The 19,979-nt window shown below is 51.6% G+C and carries 16 protein-coding genes and 2 pseudogenes; 14 read left to right on the top strand and 4 right to left on the bottom strand.

Annotated features, from left to right (window positions below; genetic code table 11):
- Positions 1-16: 16 nt before the first annotated feature.
- From gpmI to G7Y43_RS08510, 9 genes are all read left to right on the top strand, one after another.
- Positions 17-1,738, top strand: coding sequence for a 2,3-bisphosphoglycerate-independent phosphoglycerate mutase (gene gpmI, locus G7Y43_RS08550; RefSeq protein WP_165045986.1), 1,722 nt, complete (start codon positions 17-19; stop codon positions 1,736-1,738).
- Between the two features lie 514 nt (positions 1,739-2,252).
- A complete protein-coding gene (gene loaP, locus G7Y43_RS08545) occupies positions 2,253-2,765 on the top strand; it encodes an antiterminator LoaP (protein WP_165045985.1) in 513 nt (170 codons plus the stop codon).
- Between the two features lie 145 nt (positions 2,766-2,910).
- Positions 2,911-4,794: a nucleoside-diphosphate sugar epimerase/dehydratase gene (locus tag G7Y43_RS08540; RefSeq protein WP_165045984.1), complete on the top strand. Its 1,884-nt coding sequence runs from the start codon at positions 2,911-2,913 to the stop codon at positions 4,792-4,794.
- Positions 4,784-6,031, top strand: a complete 1,248-nt coding sequence (locus tag G7Y43_RS08535) for a DegT/DnrJ/EryC1/StrS aminotransferase family protein (protein ID WP_206215110.1) — start codon at positions 4,784-4,786, stop codon at positions 6,029-6,031. The genes G7Y43_RS08540 and G7Y43_RS08535 overlap by 11 nt, the downstream gene beginning before the upstream one ends.
- A 2-nt stretch (positions 6,032-6,033) precedes the next feature.
- Positions 6,034-6,660, top strand: a complete 627-nt coding sequence (locus tag G7Y43_RS08530) for a sugar transferase (RefSeq protein ID WP_165045983.1) — start codon at positions 6,034-6,036, stop codon at positions 6,658-6,660.
- The gene (locus tag G7Y43_RS08525; RefSeq protein WP_165045982.1) at positions 6,657-7,751 is read left to right on the top strand and encodes a glycosyltransferase; all 1,095 of its coding nucleotides are present in this window, start codon (positions 6,657-6,659) and stop codon (positions 7,749-7,751) included. Before G7Y43_RS08530 ends, G7Y43_RS08525 begins: the two co-directional genes overlap by 4 nt.
- Before the next feature lie 92 nt (positions 7,752-7,843).
- Positions 7,844-9,049, top strand: a complete 1,206-nt coding sequence (locus G7Y43_RS08520) for a hypothetical protein (protein ID WP_165045981.1) — start codon at positions 7,844-7,846, stop codon at positions 9,047-9,049.
- Complete coding sequence (locus G7Y43_RS08515; protein WP_165045980.1) at positions 9,046-10,143, top strand: EpsG family protein; 1,098 nt, start codon at positions 9,046-9,048, stop codon at positions 10,141-10,143. Before G7Y43_RS08520 ends, G7Y43_RS08515 begins: the two co-directional genes overlap by 4 nt.
- Complete coding sequence (locus G7Y43_RS08510) at positions 10,121-11,206, top strand: glycosyltransferase family 2 protein (protein ID WP_165045979.1); 1,086 nt, start codon at positions 10,121-10,123, stop codon at positions 11,204-11,206. Before G7Y43_RS08515 ends, G7Y43_RS08510 begins: the two co-directional genes overlap by 23 nt.
- Positions 11,207-12,146: 940 nt before the next feature.
- Here the strand turns inward: G7Y43_RS08510 and G7Y43_RS08505 are convergent.
- Positions 12,147-12,434 carry a transposase gene (locus tag G7Y43_RS08505; protein WP_165045978.1) on the bottom strand — a complete coding sequence of 96 codons (288 nt, stop codon included), beginning with the start codon at positions 12,432-12,434 and terminating at the stop codon, positions 12,147-12,149.
- Positions 12,431-12,607 (bottom strand): hypothetical protein, encoded by a 177-nt coding sequence (locus G7Y43_RS08500; protein ID WP_165045977.1) that lies wholly within the window; start codon positions 12,605-12,607, stop codon positions 12,431-12,433. The genes G7Y43_RS08505 and G7Y43_RS08500 overlap by 4 nt, the downstream gene beginning before the upstream one ends.
- A 601-nt stretch (positions 12,608-13,208) precedes the next feature.
- On the opposite strand from G7Y43_RS08500, the gene G7Y43_RS08495 reads away from it, so the two are divergent.
- The 5 genes from G7Y43_RS08495 to G7Y43_RS08475 all read left to right on the top strand — a co-directional run bounded on the left by G7Y43_RS08495 (position 13,209) and on the right by G7Y43_RS08475 (position 18,030).
- A complete protein-coding gene (locus G7Y43_RS08495; protein ID WP_165045976.1) occupies positions 13,209-14,009 on the top strand; it encodes a glycosyltransferase in 801 nt (266 codons plus the stop codon).
- 41 nt (positions 14,010-14,050) lie between these two features.
- Positions 14,051-15,364, top strand: a complete 1,314-nt coding sequence (locus tag G7Y43_RS08490) for a nucleotide sugar dehydrogenase (RefSeq protein WP_165045975.1) — start codon at positions 14,051-14,053, stop codon at positions 15,362-15,364.
- Positions 15,365-16,465, top strand: coding sequence for a non-hydrolyzing UDP-N-acetylglucosamine 2-epimerase (wecB, locus tag G7Y43_RS08485; RefSeq protein WP_241158217.1), 1,101 nt, complete (start codon positions 15,365-15,367; stop codon positions 16,463-16,465).
- Positions 16,462-16,863 (top strand): Gfo/Idh/MocA family protein, encoded by a 402-nt coding sequence (locus tag G7Y43_RS08480; protein WP_165045974.1) that lies wholly within the window; start codon positions 16,462-16,464, stop codon positions 16,861-16,863. Before wecB ends, G7Y43_RS08480 begins: the two co-directional genes overlap by 4 nt.
- A 69-nt stretch (positions 16,864-16,932) precedes the next feature.
- Positions 16,933-18,030: an N-acetyl sugar amidotransferase gene (locus G7Y43_RS08475; protein WP_165045973.1), complete on the top strand. Its 1,098-nt coding sequence runs from the start codon at positions 16,933-16,935 to the stop codon at positions 18,028-18,030.
- A 351-nt stretch (positions 18,031-18,381) separates the two neighbouring features.
- On the opposite strand, the pseudogene G7Y43_RS08470 reads toward G7Y43_RS08475, so the two are convergent.
- A pseudogene (locus tag G7Y43_RS08470) lies at positions 18,382-18,663 on the bottom strand (transposase); the annotation flags it as partial.
- Between the two features lie 674 nt (positions 18,664-19,337).
- Positions 19,338-19,949, bottom strand: a pseudogene (locus G7Y43_RS08460) (transposase).
- Positions 19,950-19,979: the final 30 nt, after the last annotated feature.

Here is a 19,979-nt window from a genome sequence, read left to right as displayed (position 1 = left end):
AAGGGGAGCACTGGTTATGTCTTCCTTGCAAGCGAAGGACGCAGCACCTCTCGCGCCGGCGTGCCTAATAATCATGGACGGCTTCGGCCTTGCTCAGCCGGGCCCAGGAAATGCCATCTCACGTGCGGCAACGCCGTGCCTCGATAAGCTGTTTGCCGCACCCGGTGCGTTCATGAAGCTTGAGGCATCGGGTGCTGCCGTTGGTTTGCCCGATGGTCAGATGGGTAACTCCGAAGTGGGGCACCTCAATATTGGTGCGGGGCGCGTGGTGTTTCAGGAGCTTACGCGTATTAACAATGCGTGTGCTAATGGCTCGCTTGCGCGAAACGGCGTGCTTGCGGCTGCGTTTGAAGCGGCTCGCAAGCCTGGCGCAGCGCTGCACCTCATGGGGCTGTTGTCCGACGGTGGCGTGCATTCCAGCAATGCTCACTTGTACGCACTGCTACGTGCCGCGCGCGATGCCGGCGTGGGGCACGTGATGGTGCACTGCTTCATGGATGGCCGCGACGTTCCGCCAAAAAGCGGCAAGGGCTATATGGAAGAACTCGTGCGCGAAATACATGCCATTGCCGCAGAAGGTACCGGCGCGGGTGCTGACGAGTCTGCGAGCGAAGGCGCGGCCGCTTCCGCCGCGCCAGCGTGCAAGCTGGAAATAGCCAGCGTGTCGGGCCGCTACTACGCCATGGATCGCGATAATCGCTGGGAACGTGTCGAACGGGCCTGGCGCGCCATAGTGGAGGCAATCCCGCTTGCTAACGTGGCCAGTGTGGGCGACGCGCCCGATGCCAGCGCATCCGCCGTCACCGATGCGGCCACTGCGCCCGAAGCACGTGCCGCAGAAGGCCGCGCCACCCCCGCCCCCGCAGTTACCGCCATGGTCGCTTCCTACGACGCCGGCATCACCGATGAATTCGTAGAGCCAGTGGCACTTTCCAGCCGCGGCGTGCAAGATGGCGACGCCGTGGTGTTCTTCAATTTCAGGCCCGACCGCGCACGCGAACTCACGCGTGCCATAGTTGACCCAGAGTTTTCGGGCTTTACGCGCACGAGTACCCCGCAGGTGGAGTTCGTGTGCCTGACTGAATACGACCCCGAGATTCCCGCACCGGTGGCCTTCGCAAAGGAATTCCCGGCCGACGTGCTGGCCGATGTGCTGGCTCGCGAAGGGCTGCGACAGTACCACATTGCCGAAACCGAGAAGTATGCACACGTTACCTTCTTCTTAAACGGGGGTATCGAAGAGCCGAAGCAGCGCGAACAGCGCTCGCTTATTGCCAGCCCGAAGGTGGCCACCTACGACTTGCAGCCCGAAATGAGCGAACCCGAAGTGGCAAACACGCTAGCCGCTGCCATTGATGCCGATGAAGCCGACGTGTACATTGTTAACTTCGCAAACTGCGACATGGTGGGGCACACTGGCGTAATACCTGCGGCAGTAGCTGCGGTTGAGGCGGTAGACGCAGGTGTGGCAAAGGTGCTTGCCGCTATCGAACGCGCAGGTGGCGTGGCGCTCGTAACGGCCGACCACGGCAACGCCGACAAAATGCTTGCCGACGATGGCTCGCCACACACGGCCCACACTACAGCACTCGTACCGCTTGCTCTGGCCGACTTTACCGGGCGTGGTCGATCGCTGCGTGGCGGGGTAGGGGCGCTTTGCGACATTGCACCCACACTGCTTAACCTCATTGGTGTGGAAGCGCCCGCCGCTATGACAGGAACAAGCCTTATCGCGTAGCGGTCATTGCGCATCAAACAACGCTATCAGAGGGCTTACAAACACATCTTCATAACCCCATAATTTAGAGCGCTTGTGCCGTCTTATCTTGGGCAACACAAGCGCTTATTTGTGTGTAAGCCGTATGTCGCAACGCTTTGAACGAATGCCGAATTTTGTTGACAAACCGTTGTATGCATGCGACATATGCGTATAATATGGCGTTGGAAGTTCTGGAAATGGAACACATGAGCATGTACGTGTTGCGTGTTCGTATGTTTCATTTGTTGTATACAAGCAACAACCAGACACAGCGATCGTAAGGTCGCAGGGGCGTGTAACCCCCCATACATATCTTGAGATGGCGAAATCGTCGCAAAGCGCGTTCCGTCGATCGAAGAGAGGATGAATAGCTTCGTTGTGCTTGGGAAAGCAGCCGCCGCATGGGCGGTAGCGCAGCTATTCACCCTCTCTTTTTTGTTCGACGGACGTTTGATAAACAAACAGTAGAGCAGCAGAAAAGGAGCAAGCGGGCATGTGGTACGTAGCGCAGGTGCAGGCGGGTCGCGAGACCGCCACGCGAAACCTGTGCAAGCTCATGGTTTCCCCTCAGGCCATGGAAGATTGCTTCGTGCCCGAATACGAAACCATGTGGAAAGTGCGCGGCGAATGGAGGCTGGTGCACCGTCTGCTGTTTTCAGGATATGTATTCTTCGTAAGCGACGACCCCAAAGAGCTACACAAACAGCTTTTGCGGGTACCCATGCCTATCCGCATCTTAGGAAACGAGAAAAACGCATACTTCCCGCTTACCGATAAAGAACGCGACTGGTTTTTGTCGTTCATGGACGGAAACCACGTGGTGCGCATGAGTGAGGGGTATATCGCAGGCGACAAGGTAACGGTCACGCGCGGCCCGCTGATGGGGTTTGAGGGCAGCATCCGCAAGATCGACCGTCACAAGCGCCGTGCATACTTAGACGTAAAGCTGTTCGGCCGCACCGTCCCCGCAAGCGTGGGCCTGGAAATAGTGAGGAAAACCGCGTGAGCGAAAATACCCGCATGATCCAAGCGCAGCTCGGGGGGGGCATTGAGAGCCAGCAGCGTACGGTAGCAGCGGAAGCTATGGGGCGCAGGTTACCTGCGTCCTTACTTATGCTCAGGGTCGCCGAAAACCCACAAAGTTCAGAAGTATGACAAGCAAGCTTACAAAACGTGGATTCTTGCGAGCTTTGCCGCTGGTGCTTATCGACGCGGTGGCTACCTTTGCGGCCTACGCCGTGGCGGCGTGGGGCACCCAGGTGGGCACAACGCTGGCGCAACCCAGCTCGTTTGGTCACATCGCCTTCTTCGCCCTGGTAAACGTTGTTGTTTACGCGGTGTGTCGCATGTACAGCTGCCTGTGGGAATATGCCAGTATCGACGAGGCAATGCGGCTTATCTCAGCATCGTTTATCTCGTCGCTCGCAGGAGGCATCTTAGGCTTTAGCCTTTTGGGAGCACGGCTTCCGCTGCGTGTGTATGTGGTTGCATGGCTGCTCTTTTTGGGTGTCACAGCGGCGGCTCGCTTTGCGTTACGTGTATATTCGGGCCGCAAGAGTTGGTCGCTCTTTGGAGCATCGTCCGAAGGTATGCCACGTACACTTGTGGTGGGTGCGGGGGAAAGCGGCTCCATGACAGTGAAGCGTATGCTGTCGTGCGATCAGAGCATCGTGGGCTGTCCAGTTGCGCTCGTTGATGACAATCGAATAAAGCTTGGTACCTACGTGCATGGCGTAAAGGTTATGGGGACGTGTGACGACATTGAAGCACTTTCGAAGCGACTCGGTGTCGAGCAGATTGTTATTGCAATACCGTCTGCAACACGAGAACAGCGCGACCGGGTTTTGGCGCAGTGCATGAAAACAGAGCTTCGGGTGCTCACGCTACCCGATATTAAGGACATCCCCGCAGGAGAGCTAGACCAAGCCATACTGCGCGAGGTTGAAGTAGCCGATCTGCTTGCCCGTGACGAGGTGGAGCTTAACCTGGGCCAGATGGCTTACGTGGCGGGCAAGCGTGTGCTGGTAACAGGTGGGGGAGGCTCTATTGGAAGCGAGCTTGTGCGCCAGCTGTTGCCCGCTAAACCCGAGAAGATTGTTTTGTTTGATATTTACGAAAACACTACCTACGAATTGCTGCACGAGGTGAAAAGCCAGGCGGCTGATTTAGGTGTGCAAACTGCGGTGGAAATCGGCTCAATTACCCACATGCCTGCGCTTCAGAAGTGCTTCAACGATCACAAGCCACAAGTGGTGTTCCATGCGGCGGCTCACAAACACGTGCCGCTTATGGAGGCGAATCCACGTGAAGCCATAGAGAACAATGTGTTTGGCACCCTGAACCTTGCACGCATTACACACGAGCAGGGCTGTACGCACTTCATTTTGATATCAACAGACAAGGCGGTGAACCCTGTAAACGTTATGGGTGCTACCAAGCGCATGTGCGAAATGATTGTGCAGTGTTACGCAAGTATGAGCAACACGGTGTTTGCCGCCGTGCGTTTTGGAAACGTGTTAGGCAGCCATGGCAGCGTGATCCCGCTGTTCAAGCGCCAATTGCGCGAGGGTGGGCCTATTACGGTTACGCACAAGGACATTACCCGCTACTTCATGACTATTCCCGAGGCAAGCCGTTTGGTTATAGCGGCCGGTGCATTGGCACGTGGGGGAGAAATATTCATCCTAGACATGGGTGAACCAGTGCGCATTTGGGATTTGGCGGAGAACCTGGTAAGGCTTTCGGGGCTTAAACCCGGACGCGATATTCAGATTGTCGAGACAGGCTTGCGCCCCGGCGAGAAGATGTTCGAAGAGCTTCTCATGGATGAAGACGAACCACTGCCAACCGATAACCCAGGCATAACCGTAAGCCGTGCATCAGCACCTGAGATCGATGACGTGCGTGCGCGCATCACGTTACTGGAAGGCAGCCTGAACGGCACGAACGACACTATCAAGCGAGCACTCGCCGAAGCCGTGCCGACGTATCGGCCCGAACTGAATGACAAGAAGGCGGGTTCGCATGCTGCGTAGCCTTGAGGGCATTGTTCCTTTCGAGCAGAAGGTGTGGCTGAGTTCTCCCACTATGCACGGAGATGAGCTGCGCTATATCACCGAGGCATACGAGACTAACTGGATGTCGACCGTTGGTGAGAATATCAACGAAGTTGAGCGACTCATCTGTGAGAAGGTCGGCTGCAAGCACTCCGTAGCTCTTTCAAGTGGCACGGCCGCACTACACTTGGCAGTGAAACTCGCCGGTATGAAACCAGGGGATAAGGTTCTCTGCAGCGATGTGACGTTTGACGCCACAGTGAACCCCGTAGTATATGAAGGCGGAGTACCCGTGTTCGTAGATACCGAGCGCGACACCTGGAACGTAGATTCGGTCGCACTTGAGCGCGCTTTCGAGCTGCATCCCGAAGCAAAGGTTGTAGTAGTAGCTCACCTCTACGGTGTGCCCGGCAAGATTGACGAGATAGCGGCGGTAGCGAAGGATCATGGTGCAGCCATTATCGAAGATGCTGCTGAGTCACTCGGGGCTACCTACAAGGGTCAACAGACCGGCACCTTTGGTGATATTAACTGCATCAGCTTCAATGGAAACAAGATCATAACCGGATCATCTGGCGGCATGTTGCTTACTGACAACAAGGAAGCAGCCGACAAGGTTCGCAAGTGGTCAACTCAGGCACGAGAAGCCGCACCCTGGTACCAGCACGAAGAACTAGGCTACAACTATCGCATGAGCAATGTCATAGCCGGCGTAGTTCGCGGGCAGATACCCTACCTCGAAGAGCACATTGCTCAGAAAAAGGCCATCTACGAGCGCTACAAGGAAGGTCTCAAGGAACTTCCCGTCTCTATGAATCCTTACGACGCTGATAATTCTGAGCCGAACTTCTGGCTAAGCTGTTTGCTTATCGATGAAAACGCTATGTGCCGACAAGTACGCGGTGAGCGCGACGTCCTGTATGTGAGCGAGTCTGGTAAGAGCTGCCCACACGAGATCCTAGACGCACTGGCTGCAATCAACGCCGAAGGCCGCCCCATCTGGAAGCCCATGCACATGCAGCCGATCTATCGTAACCACTCCTTCATTACTCGAGAAGGCAACGGCCGCGCCTGCACGAATGCCTACATCGAAGGTAAAACACTCGACGCAGGAATGGATATCTTCCAACGTGGCGTATGCCTACCTTCAGATAACAAGATGACGCCCGATCAACAAGACGTCATCATTGAGGTCATCAAGAGGTGCTTTGAGTAGTCGTGTACGAACGCTACGTGAAAAGAGCACTTGACTTTGCCATCGCATTGGCTTTCCTTGCCCTGTTTTGGTGGCTTTACATCATCTTGGCCGTTCTAGTGAGAGTAAAGCTGGGTAGTCCGGTGTTTTTTACCCAGGAACGTCCCGGTAAGAACGAGAAGATTTTCAAATTGTACAAGTTTCGTACGATGACCGATGAGCGTGACGAACATGGCGATCTACTGCCCGACGAAGTGCGCCTGACGAGATTCGGTAAAGCTCTACGCTCCACCAGTCTCGATGAGCTCCCGGAACTGTTCAACATCCTCAAAGGCGATATGAGTCTCATCGGCCCGCGTCCGTTACTGACAGCGTATCTGCCCCTATACAGCGAAGAGCAGCGGCATCGCCACGATGTGCGCCCTGGCATGACCGGACTTGCGCAGGTGAATGGCCGCAATGCCCTCAGCTGGGAGGACAAATTCAAGTTCGATGTCGAGTACGCCCGCAACTGCACTTTTGCCATGGATGTGAAGGTGTTCATCGCCACGTTCAAGATCCTCCTCTGTCGCACCGGTATCAGCAGCGAAACCTCTGCGACCATGGAGGAGTTTGCAGGGATGTCGTCTGATAAGGCAACGCTATCGTGAGGATTCTCTACGTCACGACTATCGGCGCCACCATGGTGTTCTTCGAGAAGTTGATCAGAGAGCTGATCGCCGAGGGGCATACGGTTGACATCGCCAACGGTGACTCTGGTGCCCCCGTCCCCTCTTGCTATGGGGAATGGGGATGTCATGTCTACCATTTGAGCTGCAGCAGAAGCCCGCTCAGCTGGGGCAATGTGAAAGCCGTGCGCCAAATCAGAAGGCTGGCGGAAGGGCAGGCGTACGACATTGTCCACTGCCATACTCCCGTTGCCGCAGCGTGTACGCGCCTCGCTTGCAGGAAGCTAAGGGGCAACGGTTTGCGGGTGTTCTATACGGCGCACGGCTTTCACTTTTATAAGGGATCGCCGATCCTGAACTGGCTTGTCTACTACCCAATAGAAAGGCTGTGTTCGCGCTGGACGGACACCCTGGTCACCATCAATCAAGAGGACTATGGAAGGGCACAGCGTTTTAAGACCGAAAGCGTAGTTCTCGTCCTAGGCGTAGGTCTCGACAGAGAGAAGTTCCATGAGGGTCTTCTGGGCGAAGAGGAGCGCTCTCTCAAGAGGGGACTCATGGGTCTGGCACCCGACGACGTTCTTATCTTGTCGGTTGGCGAGGTTAACGCCAACAAGAACCACAAGCTGGTAATAGATGCGCTAGTCAATCTGAAGGACGAAAGGTTCCGCTACTTTGTTGCAGGCGAAGGCCCCCTCCTGGGTGATTTGAGAAGATACTCAGAGTCCTTGGGGCTCGGGCACAGGGTTTCTTTTCTCGGTAGAAGGGAAGATGTCGCCGAGCTCTACTCGATCGCGGACTACTACGTGCATCCCTCGTTCAGGGAGGGGCTGCCGGTCAGCCTTATGGAAGCGGTTTCAAGCGGTACGTATGCGCTGGCATCTGATATCAGGGGCTGCCGGGACATACTCCCGGGTGTCCGACTGTTCTCCCCGCGCTCTCCTGACAGCCTCGTTGACCTCATCAGAGCAGGGGAGGCGAGCTCACGGAAAAACGACCTGAAGCTTGACGAGAAGTTTTACCTCGAATCCGTCATTAGCGTAATGAGGACCATTTATGCGACGTCAGGCTAAGAAGGCGGTCCGATGGTCGAAGGCGATCCTTGTTTTGGAAATGCGGGGTCGAAGCAGATTCGGCTTAGAGCATAGGAAGAGGGGGTGTGCAAGTGACTGAAAGCAAAAGAATCATCCCGTGTTTTAGGATGCAAATCCAGCCATCAGCAATCAAACCTCAACTTAGCCTAATGCTCTTATCGAGAGCTTGTTTCTATGCGTTTATCATTTTGAAGCCATTTTACCTAATGAAATCGGGGTCATTTCAACTCGGTGATTTGTTTCTAATGCTGTCTTTGCTAGCCCTGCTGGTTGCGCAGGGGTTCTCAGTTGTCATTAAACGCTCCGATGGCTGGCTCGTTTGCTTTGTCGCATTGACTTTTGTGGTTAATGGCGTCTATGCTGCCCAATATGGGAATATAGGCATTATCGGCGCGTCACTTATGTATCTCTACAATTTGTTTGCCGTTATAGTATTTGGTTACCATGCTGATAATAGGACCTTTTTAAAAGCGACGATCATCCTCTTGCGGTTTGATCTCCTGATTCAGCTCTTGATTTATTTCACCGGACTCGGGAGTACTTATGGCGGCTCTCGGTACATGGGCACGTTTAACGATCCTAATCAATTCGGCGTTTTTGTCTTTTTTGCGTTTCTCATTATTAAGATGGGAGAAAAAAAGCTAGGAAAGAGAAGCACTTTCTTTGATGATGCGGTAGCTTTGTTTCTTGTCTACCAATCTGTTTCGGTCGGCATGTTTCTCGGTTTCGGCGCTTATTACGTCTGCCTTGTCGTGAATGCTATATTGTTTTTGCGTCTTTCCGCAGGAAAGTGGCTATTTCTGGCGTTCTTGGGGATGGCTTTGTGTATTGCTGGCTTGTCTGTTGGGCTGAGTGTCGGCTCAGCTGTATCAGCATTGTTCGGCGATAGCCTTGCCCATAAATTTCTTACCAAGTTTAACGGCGGTTCGTTGGTAGAGAGCTTTATCGCAGATCGTCAGTTGGTCAAGGTTGTTGAGCATCCAGAGTATCTTGTCTTTGGGAGCGGGGAGGGCTTCATGTGGCGTTTTGCCTCAGGTGGGCCTGCCCTTGAGATTCACTCGACACCGATAGGCATCATTTTCTATTACGGACTAATCCCTTCTGTCGTTCTTGCGGTGTGGGTTGCTGCCAAGATCAAAAATGGACGGGTGGGGGGGTACTACATGGGTGTTCCTCATCCCTGTCTTGATCAAGTGCTTGGCTCTCGCGAACCAAAGGCAGCCGCTCTTTTGGATGCTCGTGGTGCTGGCGGGTGCCCAGATGGGTGTCGATTGTGACAGCCTATCTAGTCCTGCTGCTGCTAGTTTTCCTGGTGTTCCTTCTTATAGGAGGGGTAGCAAAAAGGCAAAAGGGCGCCCTGTGTGTCATATTTGCGATGCTGGCTGTCGTGATGGCCTGCAGAGCGCCATCAGTTGGGACCGACACCATGACTGCGATCTCGGTTATAAAGCAGGCGATTATGACTCCGTTTCCTCAGTCATGGCGCTTCGTGGGCGGAGTATTCGAGTACGCGCCTGTTTATGCTCTTTGGTGCAAGGGCGTTTGGGCTGTTGTGCCTTCGGTTCAGGCCGTTTTGGCGGCAAACTCACTTGTGATTTGCTTGTGCTTCGCTTTTTTTTTCCGAGAGTTTTCCGAAAACCCCGCAATGGCAGCGGTCTTGTTTCTGCTGTCTTATACCTATTTAACAGCGTTCAATATTATGCGTCAAGAGCTTGCCGTTGGGGTGTGCCTGGTGGCCTTTGTTCTTTGGTCGAAGAGGAAGAGGGCGGCTGCGATACTCTTGGCTGCTCTGGCTATAGGTATTCACGGCACCGCCGTCGTCTTTGCCTTAAGTTGCGTTGTTTTGCTATCTGTGCTTAGAAAGAGAGATGTTGCTCCGTCAAGAATGCTGGCGTGGGCTTTGGCCATAGGCTTAATTCTGAGAATTGCCTACATTCCGCTGACCTCTGTTTTCTTCGGAATATTTTATCGCTATGGGGAAATGTACTCGATAAGCTCTACCACGTATACATCTCAGGGGAGAGCGTCCGTATTGTATCTCGCTATCCTGATGTACTTTGTGCTTGAACTTGTCAGAAGAAGGGAAGCGTTTCTTGTAGGGGGCGTGCAAAAGCAAGTTCTTTTCTTTGCTTTCTTAGCCATATCGTTGCGACTGCTATTCTTCGACTTGGCGTTGATGGTTAGAATTGCTGGGTATTTCACCCCTTTCTTGCTGTGCTCTCTTTCAAATGCGCTGCAGGAAAATATCAGGCGGGATCGCGATGTCTTCTTACCCTATCTCTTGATTTCATTGATGGTGGCCTATTACGTTGCTCTGCTGCTTTCGAACAGCGGAGGCGTCGTGCCATATGAACTTTGGTCGGGTGTCTGATCTGAATTTTACTTTTGATGCCGCTTTTTTTGGAAGCGAGGAGGCTGAAACGACAACAAGAGCTCACAACGATCTACCGCTCATTAGCGTTGTAGTGCCGGTTTTTAATACGGAGAAATATCTCAAAAAATGTCTCGAAAGCGTAAGGGCCCAGACTTATGAGCATTTGCAGATAATCCTGGTAGATGACGGTTCTTCTGACGCGTCGGGTGACATTTGCGACAGCTATCAGCGCCTAGATGGCCGCTTTGTTGTGATCCACCAAGAAAACAGGGGGTTGAGCGCGGCGAGAAACGCTGGCACTGCGATAGCAGATGGCACGTACGTGGCGTATGTAGACAGCGACGATTATGTCGCACCCGGCTTCATATCGGTTCTCTATGACGCGATTATGACGACTCGCGCGGACATCGCGGCAATTCCAGCGCCAGTTGTATTTTCGGATGGGGAGGAGATAAGTCTTTGGGACGACTTCGGTGCTGCGGCAACGACGCCCCGTGTCCAAAGAGTGCCAAGTGTAGCGTATCAAGAGAGACTCCTGTATCAGCGATACGCCAATGGTGCCCAATTCAGGTTATATCTGACGGACATAATGAAGGAGCACCTGTTTCCCGAAGGTTTATTGTACGAAGACATGGCAACGATCTATCGCGTTATTCGCGCAGTGGATTCTGTTGCTGTCGTTAACGCCCCTTCGCTCTACGCGTATCGAAGCAACCCGATAGGCATCACGCAAATGAAATATACGCGCAAGAAAATGAATTCGATCTTGCATGTCACTCGAACAATGAAAGAGGACATCGTTGATTGGTATCCCGAACTCGAGAAGGCATGCGCATCGAGGTGCTTTGCCTCTCTCCGTGCGGTCTATGCTCAGGTACCTGCGGAATGCGTTTATGACTCGGAATCACTGTGGTTAGAGCTTCAATCGTATAGTGACTATGTAATTAGGGATAAAAGCGCAAGGCGTAGAGAGCGCATTGCGGCTGTTATTTCTAATGCGGGGAGAGCTTGCTTCGATATGTTCTGTAGATGCTGTCGTCTGCTTGGTCTAATGAGGTAGAGAGTATCGAGCTCATGGGCTGTTCAGAAAACGTGCGATTGAATCCAGATACAGATGCGTCCCAGTTGGGGTAAGTCTTAATTCATGTGGGAAAAACAGTCAAATCTAATGACTGAACAGGTAAAACAAAGAGAATCTAACCCCGAGTTGTCACTTGGGAGCAAAAAGAGGGCACACTCACGTAAGCCCCTCACAGAGTAGCTTCAAAAAAGATGACCAAAAGCCAGAAAATCGAACATGTTACAACCTGTGTGGGGGAGACCTTGTGCCCATCGCACTTGACCTATTCGCTAGTTAGCACCCTCCTTTCTCTTGTCGCTTCTTGTAAACAGCGGGATGGGCTTGTTGTGTTCTCGTTTGTGCCCAAGTACCAACAAACAACGGCATTTCAAAGTCTCAAAGCTCATAAAGCCTCGGCACGTGCGAATGGCCGGTTAAGCGAGAGCCTAATCGCTATGCGCTCGTATAGACGCACTTTTACTCCTTCGGTGGTATTGCCTGTGTTCTCCATGATCCTCTTACTTTCCGAGGGTACGGGCTGCCATAGGGGTCTTTGGGGAGGTGCTAGCTTCCCTAAGACCCCGATTAGATCAGCGGACGGGCATGGTATCTCGTCCCTCTATTCGTTGAATAATAACACCCGTCCAGCTTTTCAGACTGTAAGGCTTGGGGGCATGGGGAGACTCAAAAAACGGCCCACCACGCAAAAACAGGGGTGTCCAGGATTTAGTGTGGACGATTTGAGTAAAAGCTTAGCCTGATCTGCGATGATGAAAGCAAAACACATAAAAGTCGATGGTGAGTCACCCAAATTAGCCCGCTATTAGGGCGCACCTACCTAAGCCCCTTGCAGGGGAATTTCAAAAAAGTGGTGTTAAACCTTAAAAATCTAGACCAAATGCCTCACCTCCAACAAGTTGGAGGGTTCGCAATTTGCGGCCTACTTGTTGTGGTTGGGCAGTGTCACTCCTCCCTTATCGAGTGCAGGATAGCCATATGCAAGCAAAAGGCGACGTCTCATGCTCTTGTAGTTTGTAAACCCACAAGCTCGGCGTTTCATGTCCTTGATCTTGCGGTTGACGTTTTCGGCATAAGCGTTGGTCTTTCCCGTCATATAAGCGTTTACGATGTATTCCTTTACGCCCTTGATACTGTTTGCAGCAGTAGCAAAATCTTTAATCCCGCAGTTTTGAGCCTGGCTTATCCAGTTACCAAGGGCTCTTTTCATTTCGCGTTCGTTGTCTCATTTTGGCAACGAACATACAGGTTTTCAACGGCTATGAAATCCTGCACACAGGCTTTGTTTGTCTCCATTCTTTCTAAGGCAAGCTCTTCTCTCGATGTTGCCTTTCGCGGATCCAATACCGCGGTATCAATGTTGACGGTTCCCTTGCGTCCCATATTGGGCTCCTTTTCCGGGATGCAGGGTGCCAGCCCGCGGCGGCGGGTGCTGTCCGCTGCCGCGGGATCAATTATAGGATGCAGGTTTGTGGCGCCTTACACCCCTTGCTTTCAGATGGTGATATGTAGCCCGCATCCGGTGTCTTATGGTAGGACGCATGATGAGGATTTCGCACACACTCAATCCAGAAGGGTTCGGTGTGCACACAAAACCTTATGGGAAAGCTGTGTACGACTTGGAAAAGGTCAGAAATGAGGACTGAACCACATGAAATCCAGAACACCCATAAGAGGGATGGTTCTCTGCAGTCGAAGATGCTTGGATTATGCTGCATGTCCTGGTATTGCAAGAAAAATAAACTCACAAGTTAATGTGTTGAGCAAAGTCGGCGATTCGCTCGACTTGAATACATATGACACTCCTTATTCGATTGTATTGAAGATACTTCATCGGTTACCGGGATGTAGGGGACTTGAAGTTTGGCCAAAGATTTGCGGGAACTCTATTGATTACATTTACATAAGAAAACCGGCTTTAACTGCGTCCTGCATTCAGTTTCTCTCGAAGTTGAAAGGCGACAACCCAGCACTGAAGATCTTGATGGAAATTCCGACGTATCCTTACGATAGTGAGATGAAAACGCTGCGGACTTGGCCTCTTCTAGTGAAGGATGGGTATCACAGACGTTATCTAAAGAACTACGTTGATCGAATTGTTGATTTGTCGGGACATGATAAGATCTTTGGCATACCAACCATTCAGATTATCAACGGCATTGATTTAAGGTCCATTAGTCCCAGGACACCAAGCGGCATATCTTCTGTAGGCACTCTAAACCTTGCGTGTGCTGCAACCTTCGCAGGATGGCATGGTATTGATCGGCTGTTAGCCGGACTCGCTAAGTATAAGCAGTCGAGAGGGGGTCGAAAAATTAGGCTTCATCTGATGGGAGCAGGGTCGGAGCTGCGCCGCTTGAAGGGGATGGCAGAGGGGCTTGCCCTTGACGACTCTGTCGCGTTCTACGGACAGTGCGATCGCGCGCAGATGGACGAGGTATACGATCGCTGTTCTATGGCAATAGCTTCGTTAGGGCTTCATCGAATAGGAATTGATCGCGCTTCGACACTGAAGACGCGAGAGTATTTGGCGAAAGGGATCCCTTTTGTCTACTCTGGGGAGATCGATGTATTTAAGAGCTATCCGGTTGATTTCTGTCTTCAAGTTCCTGCCGATGAGTCTCCCGTTGACGTGGGTAAGTTGGTGGAGTTTCACGACGAGCTCTACCGTCGGGAAACCGAGCGAGGACTTATTTCTCGCATTCGGCACTACGCCGAGGAACATGTAAGCATGGATGCAGCTATGGCGAATGTCGTCGAGTATATCAAGGAAAACTGCCGGTAGTCATGCCGAGTACTTTGACAATCGAATAGGAGGGTTTGTAGATGAAGGAATCGCTTTTGGAGAAGGTGGCGGATCGTGGCTTGATCTGCGGCACGGTGGGGCTTGGCTACGTCGGTCTGCCGCTGGCGGTTGAGAAAGCGAAGGCAGGCTTTAAGACCATCGGCTTTGATGTACAAGCCGAGAAGGTTGACATGGTAAACCGTGGCGAGAACTACATCGGCGATGTTGTTCAGGAAGACCTTGCCCAGCTGGTGGGTGACGACATGCTTGAGGCTACCACCGACTTTACTCGCATTTCCGAGTGCGACTTTGTGGCAATTTGTGTTCCCACTCCTCTTGATGTGCACCAGCAGCCCGACACCTCCTATATGGAAGCATCGGCAAAAGAGATTGCGCCCTACCTCAAAGAAGGTGTGGTGGTGGTGCTTGAATCCACCACCTATCCCGGTACCACCGAAGAACTCATCAAACCCATCCTTGAGAAAGGTTCAGGACTCGTTTGTGGTGAGAGCTTCTATCTGGGCTTTAGTCCCGAGCGAGTTGACCCGGGCAACCTCATTTACAAGACAAAGAACACCCCGAAGGTTGTGGGTGCCATCGGCGAAGAAGCCCTTGAATGTATTGCAGCAGTGTATGAAGCTGTACTCGAGGGTGGTGTGACTCGTGTGTCTAGCCCTGCTGTGGCCGAGATGGAAAAGATACTTGAGAACACTTATCGCAACGTCAACATAGGGCTTGTGAATGAAATGGCGATGCTATGCGATCGCATGAGAATCGACATATGGGAGGTCATCGACGCTGCAAAGACCAAGCCCTATGGCTTCACGGCATTCTACCCTGGCCCGGGTCTCGGTGGCCACTGCATACCACTTGATCCCTACTACCTGTCTTGGAAGGCACGTGAGTATGGATTCCATACGTCCATGATAGAAGCATCCATGATGGTAAACGACCGAATGCCTGAATACTGCGTAGATCGAACAGCTCGCGTTCTCAACGAACATGAGAAGTCACTTAAAGGTGCTAACGTTTTGGTCTTAGGTGTGGCCTACAAGCAAGACATCGATGACTACCGGGAAAGCCCTGCTCTTCGGGTTATCGAATGCTTGGAAGCGCGGGGAGCGAACGTGACCTACTACGATCCATGGGTGCCACAATACTGCTACAAAGGCAAAACACGTAAGAGCTTGTCTGAGCTATCGGCCGAGGCAATTGCCTCGGCCGATATTGTTTTGGTCACCTGTGCACACACCAACGTTGATTACGACTTCGTTCAGAAGCATGCCAAAGCAGTGCTTGACACAAAGAATGCCATGAAGGCGGTTGAGTCTCGCGACAACATCGAGGTGTTGTAAGTGACTGCCAAGATCATGACTGTGGTGGGCGCACGTCCACAGTTCATAAAAGCTGCGGTAGTTTCCCATGCTCTTTCAGAATATGAAGGTGTAAAGGAAGAGATTGTCCACACAGGGCAGCACTACGATGCGAACATGTCACAGACCTTCTTTGATGAGTTGGATATTCCTGAGCCGAAGGTGAATCTGGGCGTGTCGGGTGGCACGCACGGACAAATGACGGCACGCATGCTCGAGGCACTCGAGACGCAAATGATAGAGAGCAATCCCGCTGTGGTGTTGCTGTATGGTGATACCAACTCGACGCTTGCGGCAGCGCTTGCAGCGGCAAAGCTGCATATTCCTATTGTGCATGTTGAGGCGGGAACGAGGACGCATTCGGCGACGAATCCTGAGGAGATTAACCGGATTTGTACCGACCACGTTGCTACGAAGCTCTTGTGCTGCACGCAGGAAAACTTCGACAACCTTAAACTAGAAAACCTCGCCGATAGGGCAGAATTCGTCGGCGATCCTATGTATGATGCATTCCTGCGTTATTCGGAGGTAGCAAAAAAGCCGAGGCTCACAGGTATTCTCGGTGAGGGTGCAAGCTTAGAGCTGCCTGAGGAGTTCTACTACGTCACCTGCCATCGCGAGGAAAACACAGGCGTGGATGAGACGATGTCGGGCCTTCTTGATGCTTTGTCGAGCTTAGACTCACCAGTTGTGTACCCCGTTCATCCTCGTAACCGCTCAATGGTGAAGCGCTTGGCTGCAAAAGACAGTCTTTCAAACATTCTCTTCGTGGAGCCGGTGGGGTATCTCGAGAGCGTGTATCTGGTCAACCATGCAAAGCAGGTGATCACCGACTCAGGTGGGTTGCAGCGCGAGGCGTTTTTTGCTGGTGTTAAGTGCACGACGATACTCGATTTTAAGGTGTGGCCGGAAACAATGGTAGACGGGCGCAACCTTCTCGCACGTCCCACCAGGGAGTCGATACGTACTGCAATGGAAAAGCCGCAAACAATAGATAGAGACTACCAGCCCTTCGGAGACGGGAATGCGGCAAAACGAATTGCCGACAGCGTTGTTGGCCTTGCGAAAGGATGCTCTAGATGAAGTACGCAATCATTGGGTGTGGGCGCATCGCAGTAAACCACATCAAGGCAGTGGCGAACAACAGTCTTGACCTTGTGGCAATGTGCGATATTGACAGCTCCAAGTTCGACATCATGCTAGAAAAGGCAGGCTGTGGATGCTTCCCAGAAGCTAAGCGTTATGCCGACTACAAGCAAATGCTTACAGATCACCCTGAGATCGAACTTGTGGCTATCGCTACCGAAAGCGGCAAGCATGCACGTATTGCCCTTGACTGCATTGACGCCGGTAAGCACCTCATTATCGAAAAGCCCATGGCAATGTCGATAGCTGATGCTGATGAGATCATTCGGCGTGCGGATGAGAAAGGTGTGAAAGTATCGGCCTGTCATCAGAACCGCCTTAACGTGGCCGCTTAAATGAGAGAATGGCGGCGATTAGTTGCATATTTACAGAAGAAATAGATGGGTGAATTAAGGGAGAACCAGATGAGCGAAGCAACAACTTGCACGCGCTGCGTTATGAACGACGCTGCTGATCCATATATTAGGTTTGACGAAAGCGGTGTTTGCAATTATTGCACAGATGCGATCGAGCAAGGGGAAGCCACTTATTTCCCTGATGAAGATGGCGCAGCCAAGCTGGAGACGCTAATAAGGCAACTGAAAGAACAAGGTAAAGGCAAAGAATTCGATTGCCTTATGGGCCTGTCGGGAGGACTCGACAGCTCTTATCTTGCTTACCTCGGAGCCTCTCAATGGGGATTAAGAATTGCCGCTGTTCATATTGATGATGGCTACGATACCGAGATTTCGAAGGAAAACATTCGGAAATTATGCGAGAAGTCGGGCATCAGGCTCGTTGTCATTTCGCCTGATGCGCAGCAGTATAATGCGCTTACTCTCGCTTACATGCGTGCCGGCGTCCCTAATCTGGCTGTGCCTCAGGATAACATTCTATTTGCAGCCCTCTATGATTTCGCGCGAAAGAACAGTCTCGATACTTTTCTTTCGGGCGGGAATTATGCACTCGAGTGCATTCTTCAGGTTGGGAACACTTGGGATCCGTATGACTTGGTTAACTTGCGTGATATTCAAAAGAGGTTTGGGGCTTCGTCTATTGATAAGCTTCCCTTTATCTCTCGCTATCGCATGAAGTGGGACAGGATCGTGTTAGGGCAAAAGACGATACGTCCGCTTAACATGCTTGACTACAATCGCGATCGTGCTTTTGACGAGCTTAATGAATACTGCGGATTCGAATACTATGGACGAAAGCACTTGGAGAACTACCTTACTGCTTTTTTGCAGCTATGTTGGTTGCCGGAGAAATTCGGGGTTGATAAGAGGACATCTCATTTGTCTAGCATGATCGTATCTGGCCAAATGAGCAGAGACGAAGCGCTAAGGGAACTGTCTGAACCCATGTGTGAAGAGGGGTATCTTGCTAGAGTAAAGAGCATGCTTTGCGACAACATGTCGATTTGCGAGCAAGAACTTGAAGAGCTAATTCATTCACCTGGCCATCAGCATGATGAATACAAAACAGATTGTTTGCGAGGTATTTGGAGAAAAATCCATGGTTAAACTTGTTGAGGCAAGTTGTGGTGTTTTAGAGAGCCAAAGGCTCTGCGCCTTGATGCCACAGGTCACCCAACTTTATTGATTGTGATGGTTCTGGTAAACAAACTTGGTTCTAAATCGCAATATTCAACTCGCCATCAGGCAAAACATTCGGAATTGAACGTATCTTTGACAACTAAAACCCCTGTACAAGCTCAAATTTGGGCACAGTGGCTCATGTCCTTGATGGGGCGGTTTTACGAAAAGTCGGTTCTCAGAGCCCTATGGGCGCAGATCGACCAGGAACATCACTGCTTTCTTGCACGGCAGCGCGGCGTTGATCAAGGACATCACCTCCGTTTCCCGAGCGATTCACTAGAGACTTGGATACTCGAACTTGACACCGTTAATCTTGACGCCGCGCTTGATGATTCTTATGTATCCCAAAGACAACAAACAACGCATATGCATTCGTTCAAAGGTCTTAAACTCATAGCACATGCGTTTCATTACCTTGATCGAGTTGTTGAGTCCCTCAGCTGTGGCGTTGGTCATATTGAGCTTGTATCCGGCAAGCACACCTTCTCGGTTGCGTTTGATGCTCTTGGCAGCTCGCTTCATCTCAGGGATACCGCTTTTGATGGCAAGGTTTGTCCAATTGGAAAGAGAGTCGCACTTTTCAGCGCACTATATCATGTTGGTCCAGTCGTGGCTAGTTTCTCTTTAAGTACCTTCCTTGCAAACACACGCCTTCGTGGTGTGTTCTCTTCAATCGGTGTCATCTCGTGCTTCATGGCATTACTCCGTTCTGCTATTGACACGGGCTATCTTAGGGCAGGAAGGGGAGCTGCATCCTCTCCTTTCTACCTACCTTCCCGACGCGCGGGCACACCTGCATCCACAGCGAACAGTTTACCTTTGTGCGCCGGACGGGATGACCATAGGGCACAAGGTTTGGGAGTAGTCCTGCGTTTTGATACCGCAGGTCGCCCAACTATATTAGGAGGTCAGAAGATTTGTGCGAATCAGCGAAGAAACGCGGGGGAGGCCGCATAAATATCCTGAAACAGGGAAATTCTTCAACTTTTTAGAGACCCCAATCCTAACTAGGATAAGTCTTAATTCGTGTGGGAATAATAGCCAAATCTAATGACTGAGCAGGTAAAACAAAGAGAATCTAACCCCAAGTTGTCACTTGGGGGCAAAAAGAGGGCACACTAACCCAAGCCTTCCATAGAGTAGCTTCAAAAAAGATGACAAAAAGCCAGAAAATCGAATATGTTACAACCTGTGTGGGGGAGACCTTGTGCCCATCGCACTTGACCTATTCGCTAGTTAGCACCCTCCTTTCTCTTGTCGCTTCTTGTAAACAGCGGGATGGGCTTGTTGGGTTCTCGCTTATGTCCAAGCACCAACAAACAGCGACGTCTCAAAGCCCCAAAGCTCATAAAGCCACGGCATGTGCGAATGATGTCTTTGATCTGTCGGTTCAGGCTTTCTGCAATAGCGTTAGTACGTTCGTATTCCTAGGCGTTTACGATGTAGGTCTTACGTTTGCTTATGGTGTTAGATACAGAGCGCACCTCAGCTACATCAGTGCGTCGAGCGATAGATATCCATCGCTTCAAAACGGTTTCCATATCGTCTCGGCTTTCAAAGGTTGTATCAGACCATTCGAAGAAAAGCTGGAGGGCAAGATAGGCTCGTTTCAGATCATCTGCCCCGATAGACTCAAGGGAACATCTTACGCATTCACGTTCTTTTTGCCGTTTGAGCATGTCTTTTCTGGTGAGCATGAGTTTGGCAGCCTTGCGCAAGATACGTCTTTGTTCTTTGTGGTCTATGTCATCTTCGATTGTACGAGTAAGCCGACGTCGTACATCATCAACAGCTTCTGTTACAAGCTTTGCTACATGGAATTCATATGTCCCGAGCCTTGTCAAGAGGCAAAGTCCTCCCGGCCCGGATTTTCC

The sequence above is a fragment of the Adlercreutzia sp. ZJ138 genome, from assembly GCF_011038935.1.
Classification (GTDB): domain Bacteria; phylum Actinomycetota; class Coriobacteriia; order Coriobacteriales; family Eggerthellaceae; genus ZJ141.
This window is presented reverse-complemented; position numbering and strand designations above follow the sequence as displayed.

Coding starts and splice junctions, on each gene's coding strand:
- G7Y43_RS08475 (WP_165045973.1), top strand. CDS start 16,933: ATGAGCGAAGCAACAACTTGCACGCGCTGCGTTATGAACGACGCTGCT.
- G7Y43_RS08500 (WP_165045977.1), bottom strand. CDS start 12,607: ATGGGACGCAAGGGAACCGTCAACATTGATACCGCGGTATTGGATCCG.
- G7Y43_RS08505 (WP_165045978.1), bottom strand. CDS start 12,434: ATGAAAAGAGCCCTTGGTAACTGGATAAGCCAGGCTCAAAACTGCGGG.
- G7Y43_RS08490 (WP_165045975.1), top strand. CDS start 14,051: ATGAAGGAATCGCTTTTGGAGAAGGTGGCGGATCGTGGCTTGATCTGC.
- loaP (WP_165045985.1), top strand. CDS start 2,253: ATGTGGTACGTAGCGCAGGTGCAGGCGGGTCGCGAGACCGCCACGCGA.
- G7Y43_RS08540 (WP_165045984.1), top strand. CDS start 2,911: ATGACAAGCAAGCTTACAAAACGTGGATTCTTGCGAGCTTTGCCGCTG.
- gpmI (WP_165045986.1), top strand. CDS start 17: ATGTCTTCCTTGCAAGCGAAGGACGCAGCACCTCTCGCGCCGGCGTGC.
- G7Y43_RS08510 (WP_165045979.1), top strand. CDS start 10,121: ATGAACTTTGGTCGGGTGTCTGATCTGAATTTTACTTTTGATGCCGCT.
- G7Y43_RS08480 (WP_165045974.1), top strand. CDS start 16,462: ATGAAGTACGCAATCATTGGGTGTGGGCGCATCGCAGTAAACCACATC.
- G7Y43_RS08535 (WP_206215110.1), top strand. CDS start 4,784: ATGCTGCGTAGCCTTGAGGGCATTGTTCCTTTCGAGCAGAAGGTGTGG.
- G7Y43_RS08495 (WP_165045976.1), top strand. CDS start 13,209: ATGGAAATTCCGACGTATCCTTACGATAGTGAGATGAAAACGCTGCGG.